Genomic DNA, 21,670 nt, shown 5'->3' on the forward strand with positions numbered 1-21,670 from the left:
GCCTTGGCCTTGGCCTCACGACAACGGCTCAGGACTCCTGTGCCGCCGCCTTCGGCGTCGAGTGGTTCCGCAGCGCGACCTCCTTGATGAAGACCGTCAGCACCAGAGCCACCAGCGCACAGGGCGCCGAGTACAGGAAGACGTCCGCCACCCCGTGGCCGTACGCCGCTTCCAGCACGGTGCGCAGCGGCTCGGGCACGGCCGTCAGATCGGGGATGCCACCACCGCCCGTACCGCTGTCGCCCAACGCCGCACCGCGTGGGCCCAACTCCGCGACCCCGGTCTCCACATGGTGGGTGACCCGGCTGCCGAGGATCGCACCGAGCGCCGAGACTCCGATCGCCCCGCCCAGCGAACGGAAGAAGGTCACCGTCGAGGACACCGATCCCAGATCCTCCATGCTGACCTGGTTCTGCGTGCACAGCACCAGGTTCTGCATGACCATGCCGAGGCCGAGACCGACGACGGCCATGGAGAGCGCGACGATCCAGTAGTCGGTGTCGTAGCGCATCGTCCCCAACAGGGTCAGTCCCGCGGTGACCAGCGCACCCCCCGCCACCAGCCATGACTTCCACCGGCCTGTTTTGGTGATGAGCCAGCCGGAGACGGTCGAGGAGAGGAACAGACCACCGATCATCGGGAAGGTCATCACGCCCGACATGGTTGGGGACTCGCCCCGGGCCAGTTGGAAGTACTGGCTGAAGAAGACCGTGCCGCTGAACATCGAGACGCCCACGAAGAGGGAGGCGAGCGAAGCGAGCGCGATCGTACGGTCCTTGAAGAGCCGCAGCGGCATGATCGGCTCGCTCGCCCGGGACTCCACAAGGACGAAGGCCGCGCCCAGGGCCACCGCGCCCCCGATCATGGCGGCGGTCTGCCAGGACGCCCAGGCGTACCGATCGCCGGCGAAGGTCACCCAGACCAGCAGGAGCGAGACCGCGGCGCTGACCAGGAATGCGCCGGTCCAGTCGATCTTCACCTTCCGCTTGATCACGGGCAGGCTCAGGGTCTTATGCAGGACGACCATCGCGAACAGCGCAAACGGCACCCCCACAAAGAAGCACCAGCGCCAACCGAGCCACTCCGTATCGGTGATGACTCCACCGAGCAGCGGACCGCCGACCGTCGCCAGCGCGAATGTCGCCCCCAGATAGCCGCTGTATCGGCCGCGCTCGCGCGGGGAGATCATCGCCGCCATCACGATCTGCGCCAGGGCCGACAATCCCCCGACCCCGACTCCCTGGACCACCCGTGCGGCGATCAAGGACTCGGGGCTCTGCGCCAGGCCGGCGAGTATCGAGCCCGCCGAGTAGACCAGCAGGGATATCTGGACCAGCAGCTTCTTGCTGAACAGATCGGCGAGCTTGCCCCACAGCGGAGTGGTCGCGGTCATGGAGAGCAGCGTCGCCGTCACGACCCAGGTGTACGCGCTCTGGCCACCGCCGAGATCACCGATGATCTGCGGCAGGGCATTGGTGACGACCGTCGACGACAGGATGGCGACGAACATGCCGAGCAGCAGCCCGGAGAGCGCCTCCACTATCTGGCGGTGGGTCATCGGCGGTGCGTCGTACGAGCTGTGTCCCCCTCGTACACCGGCTGGTGCGGTCGTGGCCATGGGTGTCCTCTGCTTCTGCTCTGTCTGGCGTGCGGGAAAGGCGGTCGATCGGTGGGGACGAAGGCGGTCACCGGGCCGGCGTGCGCGGCTCCACGGCGGGCTGCGCGGCGGCGCTCCCGACGGCATCGCGCGGATGGAGCAGCGACCGGCCGTCACCGAAGGAGTCCCGCAGCCGGGCGAGGAGGGTGTTGAGTTGGCCCAGATCGTCGTCTGACCAGTCGTGGAGGGTCTTGGCGAACATCTCGGTCGTCCGCCGTGCGAGCTCGTCGATCATCACCCGGCCGTCGGGGGTGAGTCGCAGGATGCGCGACCTTCGATCACCGGGGTCCTGAAGGCGTTCGACCCAGCCGCAGTCCGCCGCGTGCGCCACATGTCTGCTGGTGACGGATATATCGACGGCGAGCAGGTCGGCCAGTGTGCTGATGCGCATCGGGCCATGGCGGTGCAGGAGGGAGAGCACGGCGGCCAAGGCGGAAGGGCATTCGGCGGGCAGGGTTCGGGCGAGGCCCCTCCGAAGTGCGCCGATGGCACTGATCTGGCGCGCCAACTCGGCGTACTGACTGTCTGCGGCCACGACGCCCAGCCCTCCCAAAGATTTATTGCTTAGGGCAACCATAGAAGTGGTTGGTTGCCGCAGGCAAACGAAAATCCCCGGATGGGAGTAAAGGAAGTCAAAAACTCCGCCCCCGTCCGCTGCGGACGGCGGCGCACCCGGGGTTGGGGACGAAACACGGGATTCGCTAGGGTCGTGGCCCATGGCACACAACCCGCATGCTCCCCAAGGCCAGGGCCCCGAGGGCAACCACGACCCCGCGGGCAGCACTCAGATGTTCCGCGCGTTCGTCGATGAGGCTGCGCCGACGGGCGGCGGCAGCCGCCGACGGGCAGCAGCCCCCCGCTCAGGACCCAAGATCGGCTTGATCCTCGGCGTAGTGGGCGGCGTGATCGTCCTCGCCGTGGTGACCTGGCTGGCGGTCAGGTAACACCGGCCGCACAGCTCGCGCGCCCACCGGGCCGGCCGGCTCGCTCCAGCCGCCCGGAAGCACGGCTCCGGATGTCGGCGGCGCCCCTGGTCATCGACTCCGCATCAGCCAGAATCAGCCGCGGCCAGACGGGATCCGTCGGGGGCAGCCGGAACCCGTCGGGATCAGTCGGGATCAGCCGGGTCGATGAAACGCCATACGGCGCCGCCGGATCGGTGCATCGCCCGTCAGCGCTGCGGTGCTCGCGAAGGGTGCGCATCCTGAAGTCAGCGGCGGCGCAGCTGAGTTGGCCCGGGGAGTGGGCACCAGCGAAATTGCGCGGTGGTCGCGCTCCACGCATCTGAGGGCTGACCGTCCATCAGGGCGGGCCGCCACCAGCGGTCGACGGGGCATTCTCGAAAGGCACCCGGCCGCGGGGTCATATCCGAAGTGGCGATCGGCACCCGAGACCATTTCATCGGGTGCCCCAACCGCGCTTCGTGAGGTCTGCCGACCAACGGACGGCGATCGCCCGCCGGAGTGCAGACCTCCACACCGTCGTCAGTCGGAGATCAGACCTTCACGCAACTGCGCGAGCGTGCGCGTCAGCAGGCGGGAGACGTGCATCTGGGAGATGCCGACCTCTTCGCCGATCTGCGACTGCGTCATGTTCGCGAAGAAGCGCAGCATGATGATCTGCCGCTCCCGCGGGGGGAGTTTGGCGAGCAGGGGCTTGAGGGACTCGCGGTACTCCACGCCTTCCAGCGCGGTGTCCTCGTACCCCAAGCGGTCGGCAAGGGAGCCTTCGTTGCCGTCGTCCTCGGGGGACGGAGAGTCCAGCGAGGAGGCGGTGTAGGCGTTGCCCACGGCGAGGCCGTCGACGACGTCCTCCTCCGACACGCCCAGTACGGCGGCCAGTTCGGGCACGGTGGGCGAGCGGTCGAGGCGCTGCGCCAGCTCGTCGCTGGCCTTGGTGAGCGCGAGCCGCAGCTCCTGGAGTCGGCGCGGCACCCGCACCGACCATGACGTGTCTCGGAAGAAGCGCTTGATCTCGCCCACGACCGTCGGCATCGCGAACGTGGGGAATTCCACGCCCCGTTCGCAGTCGAAGCGGTCGATCGCCTTGATCAGCCCGATCGTGCCGACCTGGACGATGTCCTCCATCGGCTCGTTGCGGCTGCGGAAGCGGGCTGCCGCATAGCGCACGAGTGGGAGGTTCAGCTCGATGAGCGTGTCACGCACATAGGTGCGCTCGGGGCTCTCGCTCGTCCCTTCGTTGTCCAGCGCCCTCAGGCGAAGGAACAAGGAACGGGAGAGAGTACGAGTGTCGATGACTTCCGAGCTGTCAGGCGTGACAGGTGCGGGAGCGCTCTTGGTGAGCGTAAGCACCTTCGAGCTGCCCTGTTCTGCGGACATGCCACCCCCTTGAGGTCGCGGACGGTCGCGGTGGCCGCGACCAACGGAGGAACGCAGCCTGCACCTGAGATACCGGCGGCGAGGCTGCGGCAAACGCGTCTCCCGCAGAATGTCACATGTCGGCAACGCGTCGAAGCGATTTGTCGATACGAGTTTGATGAATCCCCGCAGGAAGCAAGGGGTATGCGCATTCCGGTTTGGCTGAAAGTTGCCTGAATGGGTTCTACCCGTTACAGCTAAGCCTCGATCCTATTTGCGGATCGCAATCGGGCGAAGCTGCGGGCCAGCAGCCTTGACACATGCATCTGGGACACACCCAGTTCCTGACTGATCTGGGACTGCGTCAGATTGCTGTAGTAACGGAGCATCAGAATCCGCTGCTCCCTCTCGGGCAGTTGCACCAGCAGATGGCGAACGAGATCCCGATGTTCGACCCCGGCCAGCGCCGGATCCTCGTACCCGAGTCGATCCAGCAGACCCGGCAGCCCATCACCCTCCTGAGCCGCCTCCAAGGAGGTCGCGTGGTAGGAGCGCCCGGCCTCGATACAGGCGAGCACCTCGTCCTCGCCGATCTTCAGCCGCTCGGCGATCTCGGCGGTCGTCGGGATGCGTCCATGCAAGGTGGTGAGGTCCTCGGTCGCCCCATTCACCTGGACCCATAGCTCATGGAGTCGTCGTGGCACATGGACCGTGCGAACGTTGTCTCGGAAGTACCGCTTGATTTCCCCTACGACGGTAGGCATCGCAAACGTAGGAAATTGGACACCTCGATCGGGGTCGAAGCGGTCGATCGCATTGATGAGACCGATCGTGCCGACCTGGATCACGTCTTCCATCGGCTCGTTGCGACTGCGGAAGCGGGCTGCCGCGTACCGCACGAGGGGCAGATTGGCCTCGATCAGCGCTCCGCGCACCCGTGAGTGTTCGGGAGTTCCGACCTCAAGCCCCTTCAGCTCGCCGAAGAGGACCTGGGTGAGCGCTCGGGTGTCCGCCCCCCTGCTCTGGGCGCGGGTCCTCGGGGTGTCGTCCTCGGTCTCGACCAACAGGATTCCGTCCGCCGGGGCGGTCGTCTCCGAAGTCGCGCCGACTGACTCCACGGTCACGGCGCCCCGGGCGGTGGGCGTGCCCGGGCGTGGATCTGGGGTCGGGCGTGGATCTGGGGTCGGTCCTGGCAGTGGGCCGCTCACCCCCGACTCCGGGGTACGGGCCCACGGCGGGCGGTCGTCGGGACGCTCGTTCTGGGGCAGCGCCTGAGGTGCGGTACTGGCCGGCACGTTACGCCACCCCTTTGCGGTCAACCACGGTCAACTCATCCGTCAAAAGCGGTCATAGCATCACAAGACATGTCCACTGTGTGCAAGCACCAGATATCGACGTGTTGAAGGCAAGTTGGGATTTAAACCTCAAAAACCCCTCACCCGGAGAGGTGAGGGGCCAAATGAGGGCCATGAGAAGTCATTCGCGGATCAACCGCAACCGACCCGTGCAACCACCGCCGTACGAGCAGCGGCGCTCGCGGAGATCAGAACTCGTAGTCGGCGATCACCCACGTGGCGAACTCGCGCCACTGCGCGGCGGCAGCCTGATGATCGGGGTGCTCGACATAGCGCTTCAGCGCATCGACGTCGACGACGGCCGAGTTGATCGCGAAGTCATAGGCGATCGGTCGGTCGGTGATGTTCCAGGCGCACTCCCAGAACTCCAGCTCGGGGATGACCCCGCCCAGCTTCCGGAAGGCTTCCGCGCCGGCGACCACGCGCGGCTCGTCGCGCTGGACGCCCTCATTGAGCTTGAAGAGGACCAGGTGGCGGATCAAGGGGCACTCCTCGTGTGTCCGAACGGGCGGCGGTCCTAGTTGACCAGTTGGGTCATAAACTCGCCCACGCCCTTCGCGGCGTCCGATATGCCCTCGAACCATATCTGCACCAGCTCGGCAGCCTTGTCCGGAGACGTAATGATCGTGTAGAGCACGAAGACGACCACGATATAGAGAGCAACCTTCTTCGCCTGCACCATCAGCCCCTGTCTCCCCGACGGACCTCTGTGGCCCCCTACGGCCCGCTGCGGCTCTCCGATCATCTGATCATCGTGGAGAGTCGCGGAAGTCTAACCGAGGCTTTATGGACCAAGGGCCCTGCGATCGAGGCCCTTTGCCGACACCTTTGCGCCGGGCGACGGAGCACCATGGTCATGAGCCCGCTTGGATCTGGCAGGAATCCGGCGGGCGAGGGACCGGCCCCACGCTGCGGGGCCCACCGCCGCGTGTTTCCCCCGTTCCGCGGCACCGGGCTTGTGGAGCCGGCATCCCACGCCGGGGGGAGCGGTATCCCCCGATGCTGCTCCCCCCGACCCACCCCCGTCCCAGAGCCCCGGCCGACCTCACCCGCGCCGGGGCTTCTTGAACCCGTCTGCCGGCGTGAGCAGGTCGTGGGGCAGCCGACGGCGGCCCGGGCCGTCGGGCATCACTCCCCGTAGAGGGTGGGCAGATCAACCAGGAGGACGTCGTCGCGCTCGACGGCGGACTCGACCAGATCGGGATGGAAACCGTGCAGGGAGTACAGGGCCAGAGTGGTGCCCTCGATGTCGTACCCCTGCTCGGCGAGGAGGGTACGGATGTGTTCCAGGCGTTGCAGGTCGCCGGTTCCCCGGCGGGCGGCGGTCGCCTTGGCCTCACCGAGGAGCGCGATCCTCGCCCGGGGCACCTGCGGACGCTCACCGGCGGCCAAGGCGATGACATCGACCTCGTGCTTCGTCCGGGCGGCCTGGTCGGCGACCTCGGTGGTACCCACCGGACCGGTCAGTCCACCGGGCAACAGGGTGTGGGCGTGGCGACGGGTGAAGTCGCGGGCGAGGTCTTCGAAATGCGGGCCGAGGATCTTGGAGTTGAAGGTGGGAGCGGCCTGCCGCCATACCTGCTCGGCGAAGCCCTGCTCCACTGCGGCTGCCTGCGGCAGGGTGATCAGCCGACCAACTGAGACGGAAACTGAGACGGAGGCACCAGAAAGGGGTGGACCTCATGAGGTCCACCCCTGCCTTTCACCAGCGGTAGCGGAGGGATTTGAACCCTCGGTGACGGGTTACGCCACACTCGCTTTCGAGGCGAGCTCCTTCGGCCGCTCGGACACGCTACCGGGAGAGAGCTTAGCCCAAAGTGGCCCGTGCTCTGAAATCCTTATCCGAACCGATCGGAGCGAGGTGCCCACCCGTTGCCGGATCGGGCTCCCACGAGGGCCGGGACAGGCACGGGACCGCCCGGGAGGCCAGCAATGAGCGCGCGCCGGGGCCTGCTCGAACAGGGGCCGGGCACAACTCGGCGGAGCGTGCACGAGGTGCGGGACGCCCCCTCGACCGATGCCCGGTGGCGCCCGGATCCGATCAGCGGTCGCGGAAGAAGGACGTCAACTGCGCGGCACACGTGGCGGCCAACACACCGCTGATCACCTCGGGCCGGTGGTTGAGTCGACGGTCCCGTAGGACGTCCCAGAGCGAACCGGCCGCTCCCGCCTTCTCGTCCACCGCCCCGTAGACCACCCGATCCACCCGGGACTGCACGATCGCACCCGCGCACATCGTGCACGGCTCCAAGGTGACCACCAGGGTGCAGTCCGTCAGGCGCCAACCGCCCAGCTGCTCGGCCGCCCGGCGGATGGCCAGCACCTCGGCATGGGCGGTCGGATCGCCCGTCAGCTCACGTTCGTTGTGCCCGACGGCGAGGAGCGCGCCGCTCGGGCCGAGCACGACTGCACCGACCGGCACATCACCGGACAGCGCCGCCCGCTCGGCCTCCGCCAGGGCGAGGCGCATCGACGCCTCCCACGGACCCCGTACGGGGTCCCGTTCAGATGCTGCTTCCGTCACTACCGGACGGTCTCCAGCACATCGGCGACGCCCAGGGCGTCCGCGATCTCCGGCAGTACATCCGTCTCCAGCGCCAGCAGCTCCTTATCCGAGAGGCCGAGGTCCGACAGGATGTCCCGATCGCCCACGGGCCCGGGCGGCACCGCGTCCCCCGTCGCCGAAGGCTCCGCGGCGGTGCGGGCGCCATCGTGGTCGTCGGGCTCCCCGTCCTCGGTTCCGTCGAGGTCGAGTGCGTCGAGGTCGTCGGCAGGGTCGTCCTCGTCCCTGCCGAGAAGTTCATTGGTGAGGATCTCTCCGTAGGAGGAGCGAGCCGCAGCCGCCGCGTCCGAGATGAAGATACGAGGATCGTCCTCGCCCTCCACCCGGACGACGCCGAACCAGGCGTCCTCCTGCTCGATGAAGAGGAGAACCGTCTCCTCGTCCACCGATGCCTCGCGGGCCAGATCGGCCAAATCGGACAGGGTCTCCACATCGTCGAGCTCTGTGTCGCTCGCTTCCCACCCGTCTTGAGTGCGCGCGAGCAGTGCGGCGAAGTACACCGTGACTCTCCCACTGATCAGAGGTGTGACGATTGGGCAGGGCCTCGGTTCGTGCCCCACCCACTCGGAATCGTGGCAGAAAGCTGAGCTTTGCGAGAGGTCTTCGGTCGTTGCGTCGGCCACCAGTTCTCAACTGGGCCTTTTCGCAGAAGCGCCGCGGACCTCACTGAGAGCGTGTTCACCGGTGTGTCGCAAGGGGTCTGCGGGACGGCCCGCTTCGGTCGTGCCGGCCCGACCGGAGGCATGAACGAGCCGTTGAAAAGGCGCCCCGACCGGGGCGAAGGCCGGGTGGGCATCCTGCGGGGACGGGAAGCGGCGGCGATGCACACCGTCCTGGCCGAGGACGTCAGCCCGACGACCCGGGAGCGAACACGGGCCCCCGCCGAGGAAGGGCGCCCGGGGCACACATCACCCCATGGGCGGAGCCGGACGATGGGGCAAAGGGGCGAACGGACCGAGTGGCCCACACGGTGAGAACGCCCGAGCACCGCGCGCCCGGCCACCACGCCTGGTGCCGCGAACGCACTGCACGACCTGCCGAGGGGCGGGCTCCCGATCAGCGAAGACGGCGGGGCCTTGCGCAGACGTCTGTCTCAAGCCCGTTGACCACGGGCCCACCGGGCACACGGGCTCACGGGCCTATGCCGGCTGCTCATTCGAGCGGTTACGCCGGGGGAGGGGGAACGATCTACCAGCGAAACGTTCGCATCCGCATCTGCTGACGCATCCGAGCCGCCCGGGCCCGTCGGGGCTGCACCCGGTCGCGGAGCGCCTTGGCCTCATTCAGTTCACGGAGGAACTGGGCCCGGCGCTTCCTACGCTCCGTGTCGATCTCGCTCTCGCCCTCGTGTTTCCTGGCCTCTTCGCCTTCCCTGCCCTCCGTTCCCTGCTTCAGGCGCCACTCGCGCTCCCGCTCCGGATGCTCCGGTTCCGGCATCGGCCACACCACCCCTGGGCTGGACGTCTGCCTCCACCTTCCCTCTCGAACCTTCCTTGATGCGAACCGGGCTACTGTGGGGAACATGCGGATTCACGTCGTCGACCACCCGCTGGTGGCGCACAAACTCACCACGCTGCGCGATCGGCGCACCGATTCCCCGACCTTCCGGCGGCTCGCCGACGAGCTGGTCACCCTGCTCGCCTACGAGGCCACGAGGGACGTGCGCACCGAGCAGGTGGACATCGAGACCCCGGTGACGGGAACGACGGGCGTGAAGCTCTCGCACCCCCGTCCGCTGGTGGTGCCGATCCTCCGGGCCGGCCTCGGCATGCTCGACGGCATGGTGCGGCTCCTGCCGACGGCCGAGGTGGGATTCCTCGGCATGATCCGCAATGAGGAGACCTTGGAGGCGTCGACGTACGCCACCCGGATGCCCGAGGACCTCTCAGGCCGCCAGGTCTACGTCCTCGACCCCATGCTCGCGACCGGCGGCACGTTGGTGGCGGCGATCCAGGAACTGATCAAGCGCGGTGCCGACGATGTGACGGCTGTCGTGCTGTTGGCAGCGCCCGAGGGCGTCGAGCTGATGGAACGGGAGCTCGCGGGAGCTCCGGTGACCGTGGTGACGGCCTCGGTCGACGAGCGCCTCAATGAGCAGGGCTACATCGTGCCCGGCCTCGGCGACGCGGGAGACCGCATGTACGGGACGGCCGATTAGCCACCCGCCAGAGCGACGAAGGGCCGAGGGCCCCAAGCCGACACGTGCCCCGCAGCTGGTGGAAGCCAGGTCCGGGGCACGGTTGTGTCCGGTGGGAGTACGCGGTGGCCTCGTCGCAGAGGGTCGTCCCGTCAGCACTTCCCGGACGGTACGGGGGCCGGCTTGGCCAGCGCGGCGAGTGCGGCGTCCGCCGCCGGCTTCGGCGCGAGCGTGGTGAACGCGGTGCCGAGGATCAGATCCACATCGGCGGTCTTACGCGCATCGGTCTTGCTCGTGGTGCCCTTCACCTGGGTGCCAAGCACCTGGAACGAGCCCTTGACCGCGGTGGGGGATCCCAACAGCAGACCCGCGCTCGGCACCTTCTTGTCGTACGCCGCTGTCGCGTTGCCGACCTTGCCGATCGTGAAGCCCCGCGCCTTCAGCTCATCGGCCGCCGTCTTGGCCAAACCGCCTCGCGGTGTGGCGTTGTAGACGTTGACCGTGATCTGCGCCGGTCTGAGCATCACCACCGGTTGCGCCGAAGCCCCGGGGACGGGCTTGCAGTCCGTCTTGCGTCCGGCGGTCGTCGTCTCGCCGTCACCGCTGAACACATCGATGAGCTGGACCGTTCCCCAGCCGGCCAGCCCGAGGGCGACCACAGCGGCAATCGCGGCCACCACGATCCTGCGGCGATTGCGGGGCCGTCGCATCCGGGGATATCTATCGCCCGTGATGCGGTACTTTCCACCCATGCCGGGAGGAGTCAGCATGCTCATGGGCGCAGCGTAATGCGACCCGGCGCCCAAGCCTACAAAACGATCAACCGTTTGCGTCCGTACGGCCTCTGAAAAACCCCGAAAGGGTCATCGGCGACTGTCGGGCCGGCATTCGGGCCGCGGCCAGGAGGGGCCGGTTCAGCCCAGCTCAAGCACCCTGGCGTGCAGGACCTGGCGCTGCTGGAGCGCCGCCCGCACGGCACGGTGCAGACCGTCCTCCAGATAGAGGTCGCCCTGCCACTTCACGACGTGCGCGAAGAGGTCACCGTAGAACGTGGAGTCCTCGGCGAGCAGCGTTTCGAGATCCAGCTGCCCCTTGGTGGTGACGAGCTGGTCGAGGCGGACCGGGCGCGGCGCGACGTCCGCCCATGCCCGGGTGCTTTCCCGGCCATGGTCGGGATAAGGCCGGCCGTTTCCGATGCGCTTGAAGATCACACGGAAAGCCTACCGGGCAAGCGGCTCCGGGCGCAGCCATGACAGCCGAGTGCGATCCTGGACAAAACGCCCAACGCTGGAGAATCAGGGGTCCCTTATGGCCGAGAGTACGGCGCAACCCGTGCAGAACATCGCCTCTGGGTACTCCTTCGACGGTGCGGCACTCGATCTGGGCGCACTTCTCTGGGAGGGAAAGTGCTTGCCCGAGGCTCCCATTCGCATTCCGCTCGCCATGCTCAACCGCCACGGTCTGGTCGCAGGAGCCACCGGTACCGGCAAAACGAAGACGCTCCAGCTGCTCGCCGAGCAGTTGTCGGCGAACGGGGTCCCGGTCTTCCTCGCCGACATCAAGGGGGACGTCTCCGGGATCTCCGCGCCCGGCACGGCGGACGACCGGGTGCGGGAGCGTGCCGAACAGGTCGGCCAGACCTGGACTGCGGAGGGCTTCCCCACCGAGTTCTACGCTCTCGGTGGCATCGGCCCCGGCATCCCGCTACGGGCGACGGTCACCAGCTTCGGCCCGGTGCTGCTGTCGAAGGTGCTCCAGCTGAACCACACTCAGGAGCAGTCACTGGGGCTGATCTTCCACTACGCCGACGCCAAGGGCCTTGAACTGGTGGACCTCAAGGACCTCCGGGCGGTGGCCGCGTTCCTGGTGTCCGATGCGGGCAAGGCGGAGTTGAAGACGATCGGCGGCCTCTCCACGGCCACGGCCGGGGTGATCCTGCGCTCGCTCACGGCGTTCGAACAGCAGGGGGCGGGGGACTTCTTCGGGGAGCCGGAGTTCGACACTGCCGAGTTCCTGCGCACGGCACCGGACGGCCGCGGACTCGTCTCCGTACTGGAGCTGGCCGCCGTACGCGACAAGCCGCAGCTGTTCTCGACCTTCCTGATGTGGCTGCTCGCCGACCTCTTCCACGATCTGCCGGAGGTCGGGGACGCGGAGAAGCCCAAGCTGGTCTTCTTCCTCGACGAGGCGCATCTGCTGTTCACAGGGGCCAGCAAGGCGTTCTTGGAGTCCATCACCCAGACCGTGCGACTGATCCGCTCGAAGGGCGTCGGGGTCTTCCTGGTGACCCAGACGCCCAAGGACGTGCCGTCCGATGTGCTGGCGCAACTCGGCAACCGGGTACAGCACGCCCTGCGGGCCTTCACCCCCGAGGACGCCAAGGCGCTCAAGGCGACCGTACGGACCTTCCCCAAGTCCCCGTACGACCTGGAGGAGGTGCTCACCGGGCTCGGTACGGGCGAGGCGGTGATCACCGTACTGAGCGACCGGGGCGCACCGACCCCGGTGGCCGCGACCCGACTGCGGGCGCCCCGGTCCCTGATGGGGCCGATCGACGCGGCGGCGCTGGAGTCGGCGGTGAAGTCGTCGCCGTCGTACGAGCGGTACGCGGAGGCGATCGACCGGGAGTCCGCGTACGAGAAGCTGACAGCGGAGACGGCCGAGACAGCGCCGGCCGCAGAGGCAGAAGGACGGGCCGCACCGAAGGAGCCGCCCCGGAGCGATGACTCCCTGGTGGAACAGGTGGTGGGGAGCGGAGTGTTCCGCTCACTCGCCCGTTCGGTGGGGACCCAACTGGGACGCGAGATCACCCGTTCGCTGTTCGGAACCTCCCGCAAGCGGCGATGAAAGCCACCCGGCGCTGAGCCGGTTCGCTCAGTCGTCGGGCTGCTCGATGGCGATCTCGTACGCGATCTCCCACCGCACGTCGGCGACCACGACGTCCGCGGTCTCCACCGGGCGGCCCTGAGCGTCGTAGTAGGTGCGCTCGATGATCGTGATCAGGTCGCCCACGGAGATGCCGAGCAGATTCGCCTGCTCCTGTGTTGCACGGGCAGGCCGCGGCACTTCCACCGCCGTCTCGACGTCGACCCCGATGGACCGCATCCGGTCCACCACTCCGGCACCCGCGAGCGGGCCCATCTCGGGCAGCACGATCGGGGTGTCACCCGTGATCGCCATGGGCTCCCACGACTCAGACAGCTGAACGGGCAGGCCATCGGCCAAGAACTCGTACCGGGTGAGGACGCACGACTCACCGGGGTCGATCGCCAGGCGCTCCGCAATGTGATCCGGTGCCGGTGTGCGGGCCTCGCTCCGGGATTCCCAACCACCGGCGCGACCGTGCTCGCGCATGTCTGCCCGGAACGGCGAACCACCACGGCGCTCCCGGTGGCGAGAACGAACCATCCGCAGCCGTTCGCGCGGGCGCCGGACATAGGTGCCCGAACCTGCGCGGCCTTCGAGCAGCCCCTCGATGATGAGCCGCTCCATGGCGCGCTGCGCAACGCTCTGACCGACCCCGTACTCCTCGGCGAACCGGGCCCGGGACGGCAACTTGTCGCCGACCACCCACTCACCCGCCTTGATGCGGACGCGCAGAGCGTCGGCCACCTGCAAGTACGGCGTCTCACGAGGCATATGGGCCACTCCGGGGTTGTACGTCGACATTGACAAAGCTAACCCATCAGGTTGAAGCTGAATACTCAGCTTTACTAAGGGTGATCACATGCCTACCGAGAGGTTGCTTGTTCGCTATGCACGCGCGGGTCGCAGCACTGGCCGGCATGATCGCGGCCACCACCGGCAACCGGCCGCGGATCGAAACGACCGAACACGGCGTACGCATCGAGGCGGACCTACCGGACGTGCTGAGTCCCACGGCTCGGACCGCGACCCTCGTCGCTCTCGCAGCAGCTGACCGCTACGGCCATGTCCGCACCGAAGACAGCAACGCAATCTGGGCGGAAATCACCGAAGGGAAGCCCCTGAGACGGACGAACCATCACTGCGCATGGTGTGACGAGTGCACCGACAACGCCATCGCCGTAGCGATCGAGCACGCCAACTCCGGTCCCGGCAGGACCCTGTACGCCTGCCCGCGGTGTCGGAAGAAGGGGCGACTGCTCCCGCTCGACGAGCATCCGGAGGACAGCTGGGGCCTTCTACAGCGCGAGCGCGCGGTCAAGATGATCGCCCCCTGAGCAACCACACCAGCACGGAAGGATCGGAGCCATCCATGCTCGACGCCATCACTCGGGTGCTCGCCCGGACCATGCAACTGCTGCGGGTGGGCGGCGGATGTCGCCGCGAGGCCCCGCCGGCCGTCGGGCCCACCCGGACCCACCGCGGCAGCCTCCACCTGGCGCGGGCAACCATCGCCTGGCCCACCCCGCCTCCACCGCACGTACGGGAGCGGCAAGAGCTGCTACGCGGCGAGGACAGTGCCATCGTGCGGCCCTACGCCCGGGCCGAGACCACCCTTCAGCTCCCGGTCGTACGGGAACGTCTGCGTACGGCCGCCCTGGTCGGGTTGGGGTTCGAGCTCACTCACCCCCAGTGGCGCCCTGGTGGATGAGGGCCCGAACGCACTCCGGCTCCGCACGGCGCACGTCATGCGTCGGGCGGAGCCGGAACGTATCAGCGGGTGAGGCTACTCGGTGACGTCCTCGTGGCCGTCGTGCAGTCCACCACCGCTACCGGTGCCGGGCTCGGTCGGGACCGAGACGACGGGCTTCCGCAGGGAGCTCAGGTCGTGGGCGTAGGTGCCCACCGCGTTGGCGATGATGCCGATGTTGACCTTGAACGCCTTCAGGCTGATGTTGTTGATGTCGTCGCCCTTGGCGTGGTAGTTCGGGTCGTAGGCCACACCGGCCGTACCACCGAACTTCGCTGCCTGAGCGGCGGACTTGATGCCCTCAGCACCGGTGAACGTGCCACCGGACGGGATGCCGACCTCGATGAACGGGCCGTAGTCCGAACGACCGCTGAAGTCGGTTCCCTCGTGCGGGGTGCCGCGCTTGTCGAGGAACTCGTTGATGTCGCGCTCCAGCTGCGCCGAGCCCTCAGGCCCGGGGCCGGCGCCGACGCCGTCGGAGTTGTCGCCGTCGTACACGAACAGCCCGTAGTTCGGCGAGGCGATCATGTCGAAGTTCAGATAGAGCTTGATCTCCTTCTTGCCGAGGGAGCTCAGGCCGGCGACGTACGCCTTCGAGCCGAGCAGGCCGCTCTCCTCCGCGCCCCACCAGGCGAAGCGAATCTTGTTGGTGGGCCGCTTCTCCGCCTTGGCCAGCTGTTCGGCAACCTCCAGCAGACCGGCGGAACCGGAGCCGTTGTCGTTGATGCCGGGGCCCTCGATCACCGAGTCGAGGTGCGAGCCGAGCATCACGGTGTTGGCCGCGTTGCCGGAGCGAGTCTCCGCGATGACGTTGTTGGTGGTGCGCTTCTGCTGGAGCTGGCGGATCTCGAAGGAGACGTTCACCGGTCCGGCGGCGAGGTCTGCGACCAGCTTCTCGCCCTCGTCCTGGCTGACTCCACCCGTGGGGATCTTGGCCGAGGTCAGATCGCTGAGGGTGCCGCCGAGTGTGCCCGCGGTGTTGTTGTAGATGATCGCTCCGGTGGCGCCCGCCACCGCTGCCGCCGCCTGCTTCTCGGCGAAGGTGCAGCCACCGCGCTTGATCAGCGCGATCTTGCCGGTGAAGGTCCCGGATGCGTAGTCGGTGGCCTCGCAACCGGTGGTCGCGTCCGCCGGAACGGCAGCCAGATCGGCCTTGACGCCGCCCACCGCAGTGGACTTGGTGTACGTCATGGCCTTGATGGCTATGTCACGCGGCGTGGGCGTGACGACCGAGAGCTTCTCGGCGAGGGTTTCGGTGTAGATGAAGTCGAAAGACTCGTACCGGACGTCATAGCCGCCGTACTTCTTCAACTGCTGGTAGACATACGCGGCGGAAGCGTCATAACCGAGCGTGCCCGCGGCCCGGTGGCCGCCGGTCGTGTCGGCTATCTGCTGGAATTTCTCCAGGTGGTCATGGGCGTCGTCGACGTCCGATTTGGCCACCAACTTCTTTGCCAGCTTCGCGGCCTTCTGCGCCGCCTGCCCGCCCGGGTCCTGGCGATGGGCGGCAGAGGGGGAGGCAGATGCCAGCAGGAGCGGGGTCGCGAGTGTGGCGGCGGCCAGGGTGGCCACGGCTCTGCGACGGGATGCCTTCACAGAGTTCCTTCCCGGAATGGACTGGGTCGAAGGGAAGCTAGCGACAATGCCGGGTATCTGGGAATGCTTGTGCCCCAACTCACGCCGAATTTCATCTCATTGCCATCGGATGAGCTGCGGCGGCAGCCGTAAAAACACCCAATGTCAGCCACCCTTGGCGGATTTCGCCTCTTTCGCGGCCTGCTTCATTTCCTGTTTGTGGGCGCGCACCTTGGCCAGTGATTCTGGTCCCGTAATATCCGCCGCCGAGCGAAAGGAGTTCTTTTCGCCATATGCACCGGCGGCTTCACGCCACCCCTTGGGCTGGACCCCGTACTGCTTGCCCAGCAGAGCGAGAAAGATCTTGGCCTTCTGCTCGCCGAAGCCGGGCAGCGCCTTGAGGCGGGCCAGCAGTTCGGCACCGCTGTCGACGCCCTGCCACACGGCGCTCGCCTCGCCGCCGTACTCGTCCACGAGGTGCTGGCACAGCACCTGCACCCGCTTGGCCATGCTGCCTGGGTAGCGGTGGACGGCGGGCTTCTGCTTCAGCAGTTCGGCGAACGCATCGGGGTCGTACGCGGCGATCTCGGCCGCGTCGAGGTCATCACCACCCAGCCGGCCGGCGATCGTGTACGGGCCCGAGAACGCCCACTCCATGGGAACCTGCTGGTCGAGCAGCATCCCGACGAGTGCGGCCAGCGGACTGCGCGCGAGCAGCTCATCGGCTTCGGGCTGCTGGGCGAGGTGAATGGTGGGACCGTTGGGACTCATAGCTCGATGATCACCCGGCCGCGGCGAGCCCGCCAGTGAACCGGGCAGCGCGGGCGGGAGAGCGCTTCTCCACCATGAGGGTCACTCTCCGCAATCGAGGGGTTCCGAGCGGCACCGGCCCCGGGGCGGATGCGCATGGCCGGGCCCGGGCAGACGAAACCGCGCCGGCGGAGCACCTCTGCTCGCCGACGCGGATACGGAATGTGACGATCGCCCGCTGGGTCTCAGTTGAGGACGTGCGTGGTGTCCAGGACGTCGTTGGTGCCGAAGATCGTGGCGTGTTCCAGCACGTCTTCCATCGGGTCATCGATCTGCCCGATGTGGATGACCGAGATCCGAGGCCCGTTGTGGGAGTCGATATTGGTCTCGTCGGCCATTGCCGCGGTTACCGGGAGTACCGATGCCAGAACCGTCGCGCCCAGCACCGTAAGGGGGAATTTGACCTTCATATCCGTTTCGTCCACCTGTTCGTTGTGTACGTCGACGAACGGTGTATCCACGAAACCGACCCGATGGTCACGGCTACCGGGCCATTCAGCAGATCATTCCCCCATGTGGGTTACTCCGGCACTCGTGTGTAGTAGATGACGATGGTCTCGCACGGCCCGTCCGCGAACAGCTTCAGCACTTCGAGTTCCGCCTTGTCGGTCGTGAGCCCCCAGCGGAGCTTGGTGGCCACCCAGTCGCCGATGTATCGGCACTGCTGGGAGGGGGCGGCGGGGAGCCAGCCGGTGAGATCCTGATCCGCCTTCTCGCGCTTGCTACGGACCGTGACCGCGGCCAACGTGCCCGGGGCGCCCTGGTCGTTGGCGAATGCCTCCCGGCGTTGCGCAGTCCAGGCGGATGCACCCGAGCCCCAAGCCTCCGCGAGCGGCACGACGTGATCGACTTCCACGCTGGCCAGCTTGGTCACCGACTGCTCGTCGTAGTACGAGACCCAGCGGCCTCCGGTCAGCTTGCAGCCGGCGCCGACCTCCGGCGCCTCGACCGCCTCCGCAATCAGCACTTCCTCCCGGGTGGCACAACCGTCCGCGGTGTCTCTGCCCTTGTTCCAGTGCCGAAAGGAACTGGGGTGATATCCGGCGCGGTTCTCGTCCTCGGTCGGGATGATCGAGATGGCGTCTTCCAGTTGTGCCACCTCTGCGGCAGCGGCGAAAGCGGGTTGAGCGAGCACCGAAGGGGTTCCGGGAATGCCAGGGACCCCGGAGAGGACCGGAATTCCGGGGACGATGGGGATGACGGCGAGGGTCAGTACGGCGAGGACGCGTCCAAGGTGATGGGTCATGACTGAGAGATTGCTGTCCCGCACCCATCTGCCGGGCTTGTCCGCATGTACTCCACCCATATGAGCGGACTTCTCCCCCACCGCAGCATCCCGTTGTCGATTCCATCGAGCCGTCGGGGGACCTCGTTGCCCTTGTCGTTCGCGCCCCAGGAGGATGGCGGTGAAACGATCAGGGCAAGACGGAGGCAATGCATGGTCCAGCAGTGGGTGCGACTCGAACTCGATGTGCGCGCTTTCGACAGGGAACGCTTCAACGGCCGGGTGGATAAGTGTCGGAAAGAGGGTCTCGTTCTGACCACCTTGGCCGAGTTGGGGGATACGCCGGAGCACCGCCGGACGCTGTACGAGCTGAACAGGGAATGCTCTGCCGACATACCGGGTCGGGGCGAGTTCTACTCCTACGAGGAGTACGTCAAGCAGCGCCTGGAAGTGGCCTCCTTCGACCCGCGCGGGGTGGTGATCGCCCTCGACGGAGACACCTGGATCGGGATGGCGGCGACCTCCCACCACGGGCGGTTCGTGTTCAACGAGATGACGGGGGTGACCGCGCCCCACCGGCGCCGGGGCCTCTCCATCGCCATGAAGACCTTCGGTCTGGACTTCGCCCGGCTGCACGGCGTCCACATCGTTCGCACCGTCCACCACCCGGCCAACACCCGCGCCATCGCGATGAACCGGGCGCTGGGGTTCGTCGATGCCCACTGGGAGACGCCCTGAACCCCTGACGCGCGCTCGCTGCCTTGTGTTGATGGGTCTCAGAGACACGCGCGTGTGGGGGCGGCCACCGACTCGCCGCCCCCACACCCGGTCAACTGCTCAGTTGTTCAGTCGCTCGGCCGATCGACACCGGGCCGTTCTAAGGCAGCCCCGTGTGCAGGGCGTTCATCAACGTACCGCTGGGTGTGTCTCCGGACATCTCCCACACCATCGCCCCCAGCAGCCCCTTCGATCTGACCCACTCGGCCTTCTTGCCGATGGACCAGGCGTCGTCGAAGCTCCACCACTGCCCACCAGGGCCGGTGTAGCCGTAGGTGGAGATGGACTGTTCGTCGTGGTAGACGGTCATGCTCGGGAAGCTGCTGAGCAGGTTGTGGTAGCCCCTGGTCCCGGCCTCTTCCGGGAACTGCCCGGGTGCCGCGCCGTTCGCGCTCTGCCACTCGCCGTTGGTGCCGGCGGGACCGCTCGCGACCTCCTTCCAGCCCCTCCCGTAGAACGGGAAGCCGATCGTCAACTTTCTTGGGTGCACTCCGGCGTCGAGATAGGTCTGGATCGCCTTCTCCACGCTGAAGTCGAAGGTGTACGGGTCCTGGGCATCGCGGCGGAGATTGGCCTGGTGCCCGGCGCGCAGAGGCTCCCAGGAGTTGTCACTGCCAGCGCCGTGGAAGTCGTACCCCTGGACGTTGGCGAAGTCCAGATAGTTGAAGATCTTGGAGATGTCCCAGCCGGCCTCGATCTTCACGGGGTCGGCGGGGGTGAAGGCGGTCAGGAGTTTGTGTTCGCCGCCGAGCGCGTCCAACTGCGCACGGAACTCGGCCAGCAGGGCGGTCAGATTGTTCTTGTCGGCCGGCCCCCAGTGGTTGCCCAGGTGGCCTTCGGAGCCGGGCCACTCCCAGTCGATGTCAATGCCGTCGAAGACGCCAGCGCCGGTCCCGGGGCCGCCCGCGCCGTTGTAGACGGGCAGATTGCCCTTGATCCAGACGTCGATGCAGGACTTGACGAACTTCTCCCGGGACGCCGGGGTGGCCGCCGCGTCGGCGAAGTACTTGGAGAAGGTCCAGCCGCCGAGCGACACCACGAACTTCAGGTGCGGGTGCTTGGCCTTGAGCTTCTTGATCTGGTTGAAGTTGCCGCGGAGCTTGCCCCAACCGTCGTCGGCGACCCCGTCCACCGACTGTGCCGCGGAGATCGGACGGGCGTAGTCCGCGTCCGCGTCACCGGCGCCGGTGCCCTCGTTCGGGTCCTGCGGGTTGCCGGAGATGCCCTTGGTGACCCCGGCCTGGCAGGTGAGGTTCACCGGGTCCACGTTCTCGAAGGCGTAGTTGATGACGTCGAGCTTGGCCGCGGCCCCCGAGGTGTCGAGGTTCTTGACGAAGTATTGGCGGCCGTAGAGCCCCCATTGGATGAAGTAGCCGACCTTGTAGTAGTTGCCGGGGCCGGCCACGTCATCCGTCGTGACGGGGAGCGCGTTGGAGGCGGGCGACGAGTTGTCCGCGGTGTCCCTCGCCTTGACGGTGAAGGTGTACGCAGTGGCCGGCGACAGTCCGGTCACGGTCGTCGAGGTCGTGGCCACCGTGGCGACCAGGGTCGTTCCCTGGAACACGTCGTACGCGGCCACGGCCACATTGTCGGTCGATGCGTTCCAGGCCAGGGCCACGGTGGATGCGCTCTTGCCGGTGGAGCGGAGGTTTCCGGGGGCGGTCGGCGGCACCGGATCACTGGCCGGGTCGACGGTCTGCACGGTCCGCGGTGGGCCCGTTGCGCTCACATTGCCGCGGCTGTCCTTGGCCCGGACGGTGAAGGTGTAGCTGGTCGCCGGGGTCAGACCCTTCACGGTGGCGCTCAGCCCGGCCGTCGTCGCCACCACGGCGCTGCCGTTGAGCACGTCGTACGAGGCGACCGGATAGTCGCCGACGGGCGAGGGCGCCCAGCTCAGCGAGATGGTGCGGGCGGTCACCGTCGTCGCTTGTGGCTGGCCGGGCAGACCCGGCGGCACATCCGGCGTGCCGTCGCACTTGTCCCCGTTGACGGTGCAGTTGGTCGGGGTGAAGGCAGCGCCGGTGGCCAGGAACCAGTAACTCCACGGCTCGGTGGTGCCGTTGGCCGGGACGGTGGCGTTGTAGTAGGCGTTCGTGACGGTCACCCGGTTGCCGCTGACGGTCGCGTCACCGTGGTAGTGGCCACCGAGCGTGGTCCCAGGAGGCAGATCGAAGGCCAGTGTCCAGCCGGTGACGGGGGTGGGCGCGCTGTTGCGGATGACGAACGAACCACGCCACCAGGAACCGTGGTTCTGCGTGGTGAAGCTCGCGGTGAGTGTGCCCGCTGCCTGGGCGGGGGAGGCCAGGCCGGTCAGGGTGGCGAGCGGGAGGAGGAGTACGGCGAGGAGGGCGACGAGTCTGTGCCGGGTGCGTCTTGGGGTGATCTTGCGTCGGTTGAACATGGCTCTCCCTGAGGGGGTAGGGGGTGCGTGGCCGTGCTCAGTCCGTGCTGGGTGCTCTGAAGGCCGGGGCGGCTGTCTGCCCCGGCCGTTGATCTCTGTCGGGGCTGGGTGGGGGTGGGGGTGCTAGGTGGGCGTTCTAGGCGGTCGGCGGCGGGTGGGTGGCCGGTGGGTGAGTGGGGTCCGGTTGTTGGTCTGCGGCGGGAGTGACAGGGACTTGCGGGCACCTACGGGGTGTTC

General features: G+C 67.5%; 23 protein-coding genes, 1 tRNA gene and 1 pseudogene. 6 read left to right on the forward strand and 19 right to left on the reverse strand.

Going from position 1 to position 21,670, the window contains the following annotated elements; all coding sequences use genetic code 11:
- Positions 1-28: 28 nt before the first annotated feature.
- Both OID54_RS18515 and OID54_RS18520 read right to left on the reverse strand, forming a co-directional pair.
- Positions 29-1,618: an MDR family MFS transporter gene (locus OID54_RS18515; protein ID WP_329021042.1), complete on the reverse strand. Its 1,590-nt coding sequence runs from the start codon at positions 1,616-1,618 to the stop codon at positions 29-31.
- A gap of 67 nt (positions 1,619-1,685) precedes the next feature.
- Complete coding sequence (locus OID54_RS18520) at positions 1,686-2,192, reverse strand: MarR family winged helix-turn-helix transcriptional regulator (protein ID WP_329021044.1); 507 nt, start codon at positions 2,190-2,192, stop codon at positions 1,686-1,688.
- 181 nt (positions 2,193-2,373) lie between these two features.
- Between OID54_RS18520 and OID54_RS18525 the strand changes: the two genes are divergently transcribed.
- Positions 2,374-2,601 carry a hypothetical protein gene (locus tag OID54_RS18525; protein WP_329021046.1) on the forward strand — a complete coding sequence of 76 codons (228 nt, stop codon included), beginning with the start codon at positions 2,374-2,376 and terminating at the stop codon, positions 2,599-2,601.
- Between the two features lie 540 nt (positions 2,602-3,141).
- Here the strand turns inward: OID54_RS18525 and OID54_RS18530 are convergent.
- From OID54_RS18530 to OID54_RS18570, 9 genes and pseudogenes are all read right to left on the reverse strand, one after another.
- Positions 3,142-3,996 (reverse strand): RNA polymerase sigma factor SigF, encoded by an 855-nt coding sequence (locus OID54_RS18530; protein WP_329021048.1) that lies wholly within the window; start codon positions 3,994-3,996, stop codon positions 3,142-3,144.
- A gap of 236 nt (positions 3,997-4,232) precedes the next feature.
- A complete protein-coding gene (locus tag OID54_RS18535) occupies positions 4,233-5,099 on the reverse strand; it encodes an RNA polymerase sigma factor SigF (RefSeq protein WP_443055621.1) in 867 nt (288 codons plus the stop codon).
- A 419-nt stretch (positions 5,100-5,518) separates the two neighbouring features.
- The gene (locus tag OID54_RS18540; RefSeq protein WP_329021050.1) at positions 5,519-5,812 is read right to left on the reverse strand and encodes a Dabb family protein; all 294 of its coding nucleotides are present in this window, start codon (positions 5,810-5,812) and stop codon (positions 5,519-5,521) included.
- A 35-nt stretch (positions 5,813-5,847) separates the two neighbouring features.
- Positions 5,848-6,012 (reverse strand): hypothetical protein, encoded by a 165-nt coding sequence (locus tag OID54_RS18545; protein WP_329021052.1) that lies wholly within the window; start codon positions 6,010-6,012, stop codon positions 5,848-5,850.
- 446 nt (positions 6,013-6,458) lie between these two features.
- Positions 6,459-6,962, reverse strand: a pseudogene (locus OID54_RS18550) (ATP-binding protein); the annotation flags it as partial.
- A 77-nt stretch (positions 6,963-7,039) separates the two neighbouring features.
- Positions 7,040-7,127, reverse strand: a tRNA-Ser gene (locus OID54_RS18555).
- Positions 7,128-7,371: 244 nt separating this feature from the next.
- Positions 7,372-7,800 carry a tRNA adenosine(34) deaminase TadA gene (tadA, locus tag OID54_RS18560; protein ID WP_329027622.1) on the reverse strand — a complete coding sequence of 143 codons (429 nt, stop codon included), beginning with the start codon at positions 7,798-7,800 and terminating at the stop codon, positions 7,372-7,374.
- Positions 7,801-7,853: 53 nt separating this feature from the next.
- A complete protein-coding gene (locus tag OID54_RS18565; protein ID WP_329021054.1) occupies positions 7,854-8,393 on the reverse strand; it encodes a tRNA adenosine deaminase-associated protein in 540 nt (179 codons plus the stop codon).
- Positions 8,394-9,081: 688 nt separating this feature from the next.
- On the reverse strand, positions 9,082-9,330 hold the full coding sequence (locus OID54_RS18570; RefSeq protein ID WP_329021056.1) for a hypothetical protein: 249 nt from the start codon (positions 9,328-9,330) through the stop codon (positions 9,082-9,084).
- Between the two features lie 85 nt (positions 9,331-9,415).
- On the opposite strand from OID54_RS18570, the gene upp reads away from it, so the two are divergent.
- Positions 9,416-10,051, forward strand: a complete 636-nt coding sequence (gene upp / locus OID54_RS18575) for a uracil phosphoribosyltransferase (RefSeq protein WP_329021058.1) — start codon at positions 9,416-9,418, stop codon at positions 10,049-10,051.
- 131 nt (positions 10,052-10,182) lie between these two features.
- On the opposite strand, the gene OID54_RS18580 is transcribed toward upp, so the two are convergent.
- Both OID54_RS18580 and OID54_RS18585 read right to left on the reverse strand, forming a co-directional pair.
- Entirely contained in the window at positions 10,183-10,806 is a 624-nt protein-coding gene (locus tag OID54_RS18580; protein ID WP_329021060.1) for a LytR C-terminal domain-containing protein, read from the reverse strand.
- A 138-nt stretch (positions 10,807-10,944) separates the two neighbouring features.
- On the reverse strand, positions 10,945-11,241 hold the full coding sequence (locus OID54_RS18585) for a type II toxin-antitoxin system VapB family antitoxin (protein WP_250921721.1): 297 nt from the start codon (positions 11,239-11,241) through the stop codon (positions 10,945-10,947).
- 97 nt (positions 11,242-11,338) lie between these two features.
- Here OID54_RS18585 and OID54_RS18590 point away from each other — a divergent pair, with 97 nt between their 5' ends.
- Entirely contained in the window at positions 11,339-12,877 is a 1,539-nt protein-coding gene (locus tag OID54_RS18590) for a helicase HerA-like domain-containing protein (protein ID WP_329021063.1), read from the forward strand.
- 27 nt (positions 12,878-12,904) lie between these two features.
- Here OID54_RS18590 and OID54_RS18595 read toward each other — a convergent pair whose 3' ends face one another.
- Positions 12,905-13,669: a GntR family transcriptional regulator gene (locus OID54_RS18595; RefSeq protein ID WP_329027624.1), complete on the reverse strand. Its 765-nt coding sequence runs from the start codon at positions 13,667-13,669 to the stop codon at positions 12,905-12,907.
- A gap of 116 nt (positions 13,670-13,785) precedes the next feature.
- Here OID54_RS18595 and OID54_RS18600 point away from each other — a divergent pair, with 116 nt between their 5' ends.
- Positions 13,786-14,232, forward strand: coding sequence for a hypothetical protein (locus OID54_RS18600; protein WP_329021065.1), 447 nt, complete (start codon positions 13,786-13,788; stop codon positions 14,230-14,232).
- 35 nt (positions 14,233-14,267) lie between these two features.
- Positions 14,268-14,606, forward strand: a complete 339-nt coding sequence (locus tag OID54_RS18605) for a hypothetical protein (protein WP_329021068.1) — start codon at positions 14,268-14,270, stop codon at positions 14,604-14,606.
- 75 nt (positions 14,607-14,681) lie between these two features.
- On the opposite strand, the gene OID54_RS18610 is transcribed toward OID54_RS18605, so the two are convergent.
- The 4 genes from OID54_RS18610 to OID54_RS18625 all read right to left on the reverse strand — a co-directional run bounded on the left by OID54_RS18610 (position 14,682) and on the right by OID54_RS18625 (position 18,276).
- Positions 14,682-16,241, reverse strand: a complete 1,560-nt coding sequence (locus tag OID54_RS18610; RefSeq protein WP_329021070.1) for a M28 family metallopeptidase — start codon at positions 16,239-16,241, stop codon at positions 14,682-14,684.
- A gap of 144 nt (positions 16,242-16,385) precedes the next feature.
- Positions 16,386-16,991: an HhH-GPD-type base excision DNA repair protein gene (locus tag OID54_RS18615; RefSeq protein WP_329021072.1), complete on the reverse strand. Its 606-nt coding sequence runs from the start codon at positions 16,989-16,991 to the stop codon at positions 16,386-16,388.
- A gap of 224 nt (positions 16,992-17,215) precedes the next feature.
- Positions 17,216-17,491, reverse strand: coding sequence for a hypothetical protein (locus tag OID54_RS18620; protein WP_329021074.1), 276 nt, complete (start codon positions 17,489-17,491; stop codon positions 17,216-17,218).
- 59 nt (positions 17,492-17,550) lie between these two features.
- The gene (locus OID54_RS18625; protein WP_329021077.1) at positions 17,551-18,276 is read right to left on the reverse strand and encodes an HNH endonuclease family protein; all 726 of its coding nucleotides are present in this window, start codon (positions 18,274-18,276) and stop codon (positions 17,551-17,553) included.
- Positions 18,277-18,468: 192 nt separating this feature from the next.
- On the opposite strand from OID54_RS18625, the gene OID54_RS18630 reads away from it, so the two are divergent.
- Positions 18,469-18,993, forward strand: a complete 525-nt coding sequence (locus OID54_RS18630; protein ID WP_329021079.1) for a GNAT family N-acetyltransferase — start codon at positions 18,469-18,471, stop codon at positions 18,991-18,993.
- Between the two features lie 139 nt (positions 18,994-19,132).
- On the opposite strand, the gene OID54_RS18635 is transcribed toward OID54_RS18630, so the two are convergent.
- Positions 19,133-21,433 carry a glycosyl hydrolase family 18 protein gene (locus OID54_RS18635; protein ID WP_329021080.1) on the reverse strand — a complete coding sequence of 767 codons (2,301 nt, stop codon included), beginning with the start codon at positions 21,431-21,433 and terminating at the stop codon, positions 19,133-19,135.
- Positions 21,434-21,670 lie beyond the last annotated feature (237 nt).

Origin of the sequence: Streptomyces sp. NBC_00690 (genome assembly GCF_036226685.1) — a bacterium.
Lineage (GTDB): Bacteria > Actinomycetota > Actinomycetes > Streptomycetales > Streptomycetaceae > Streptomyces.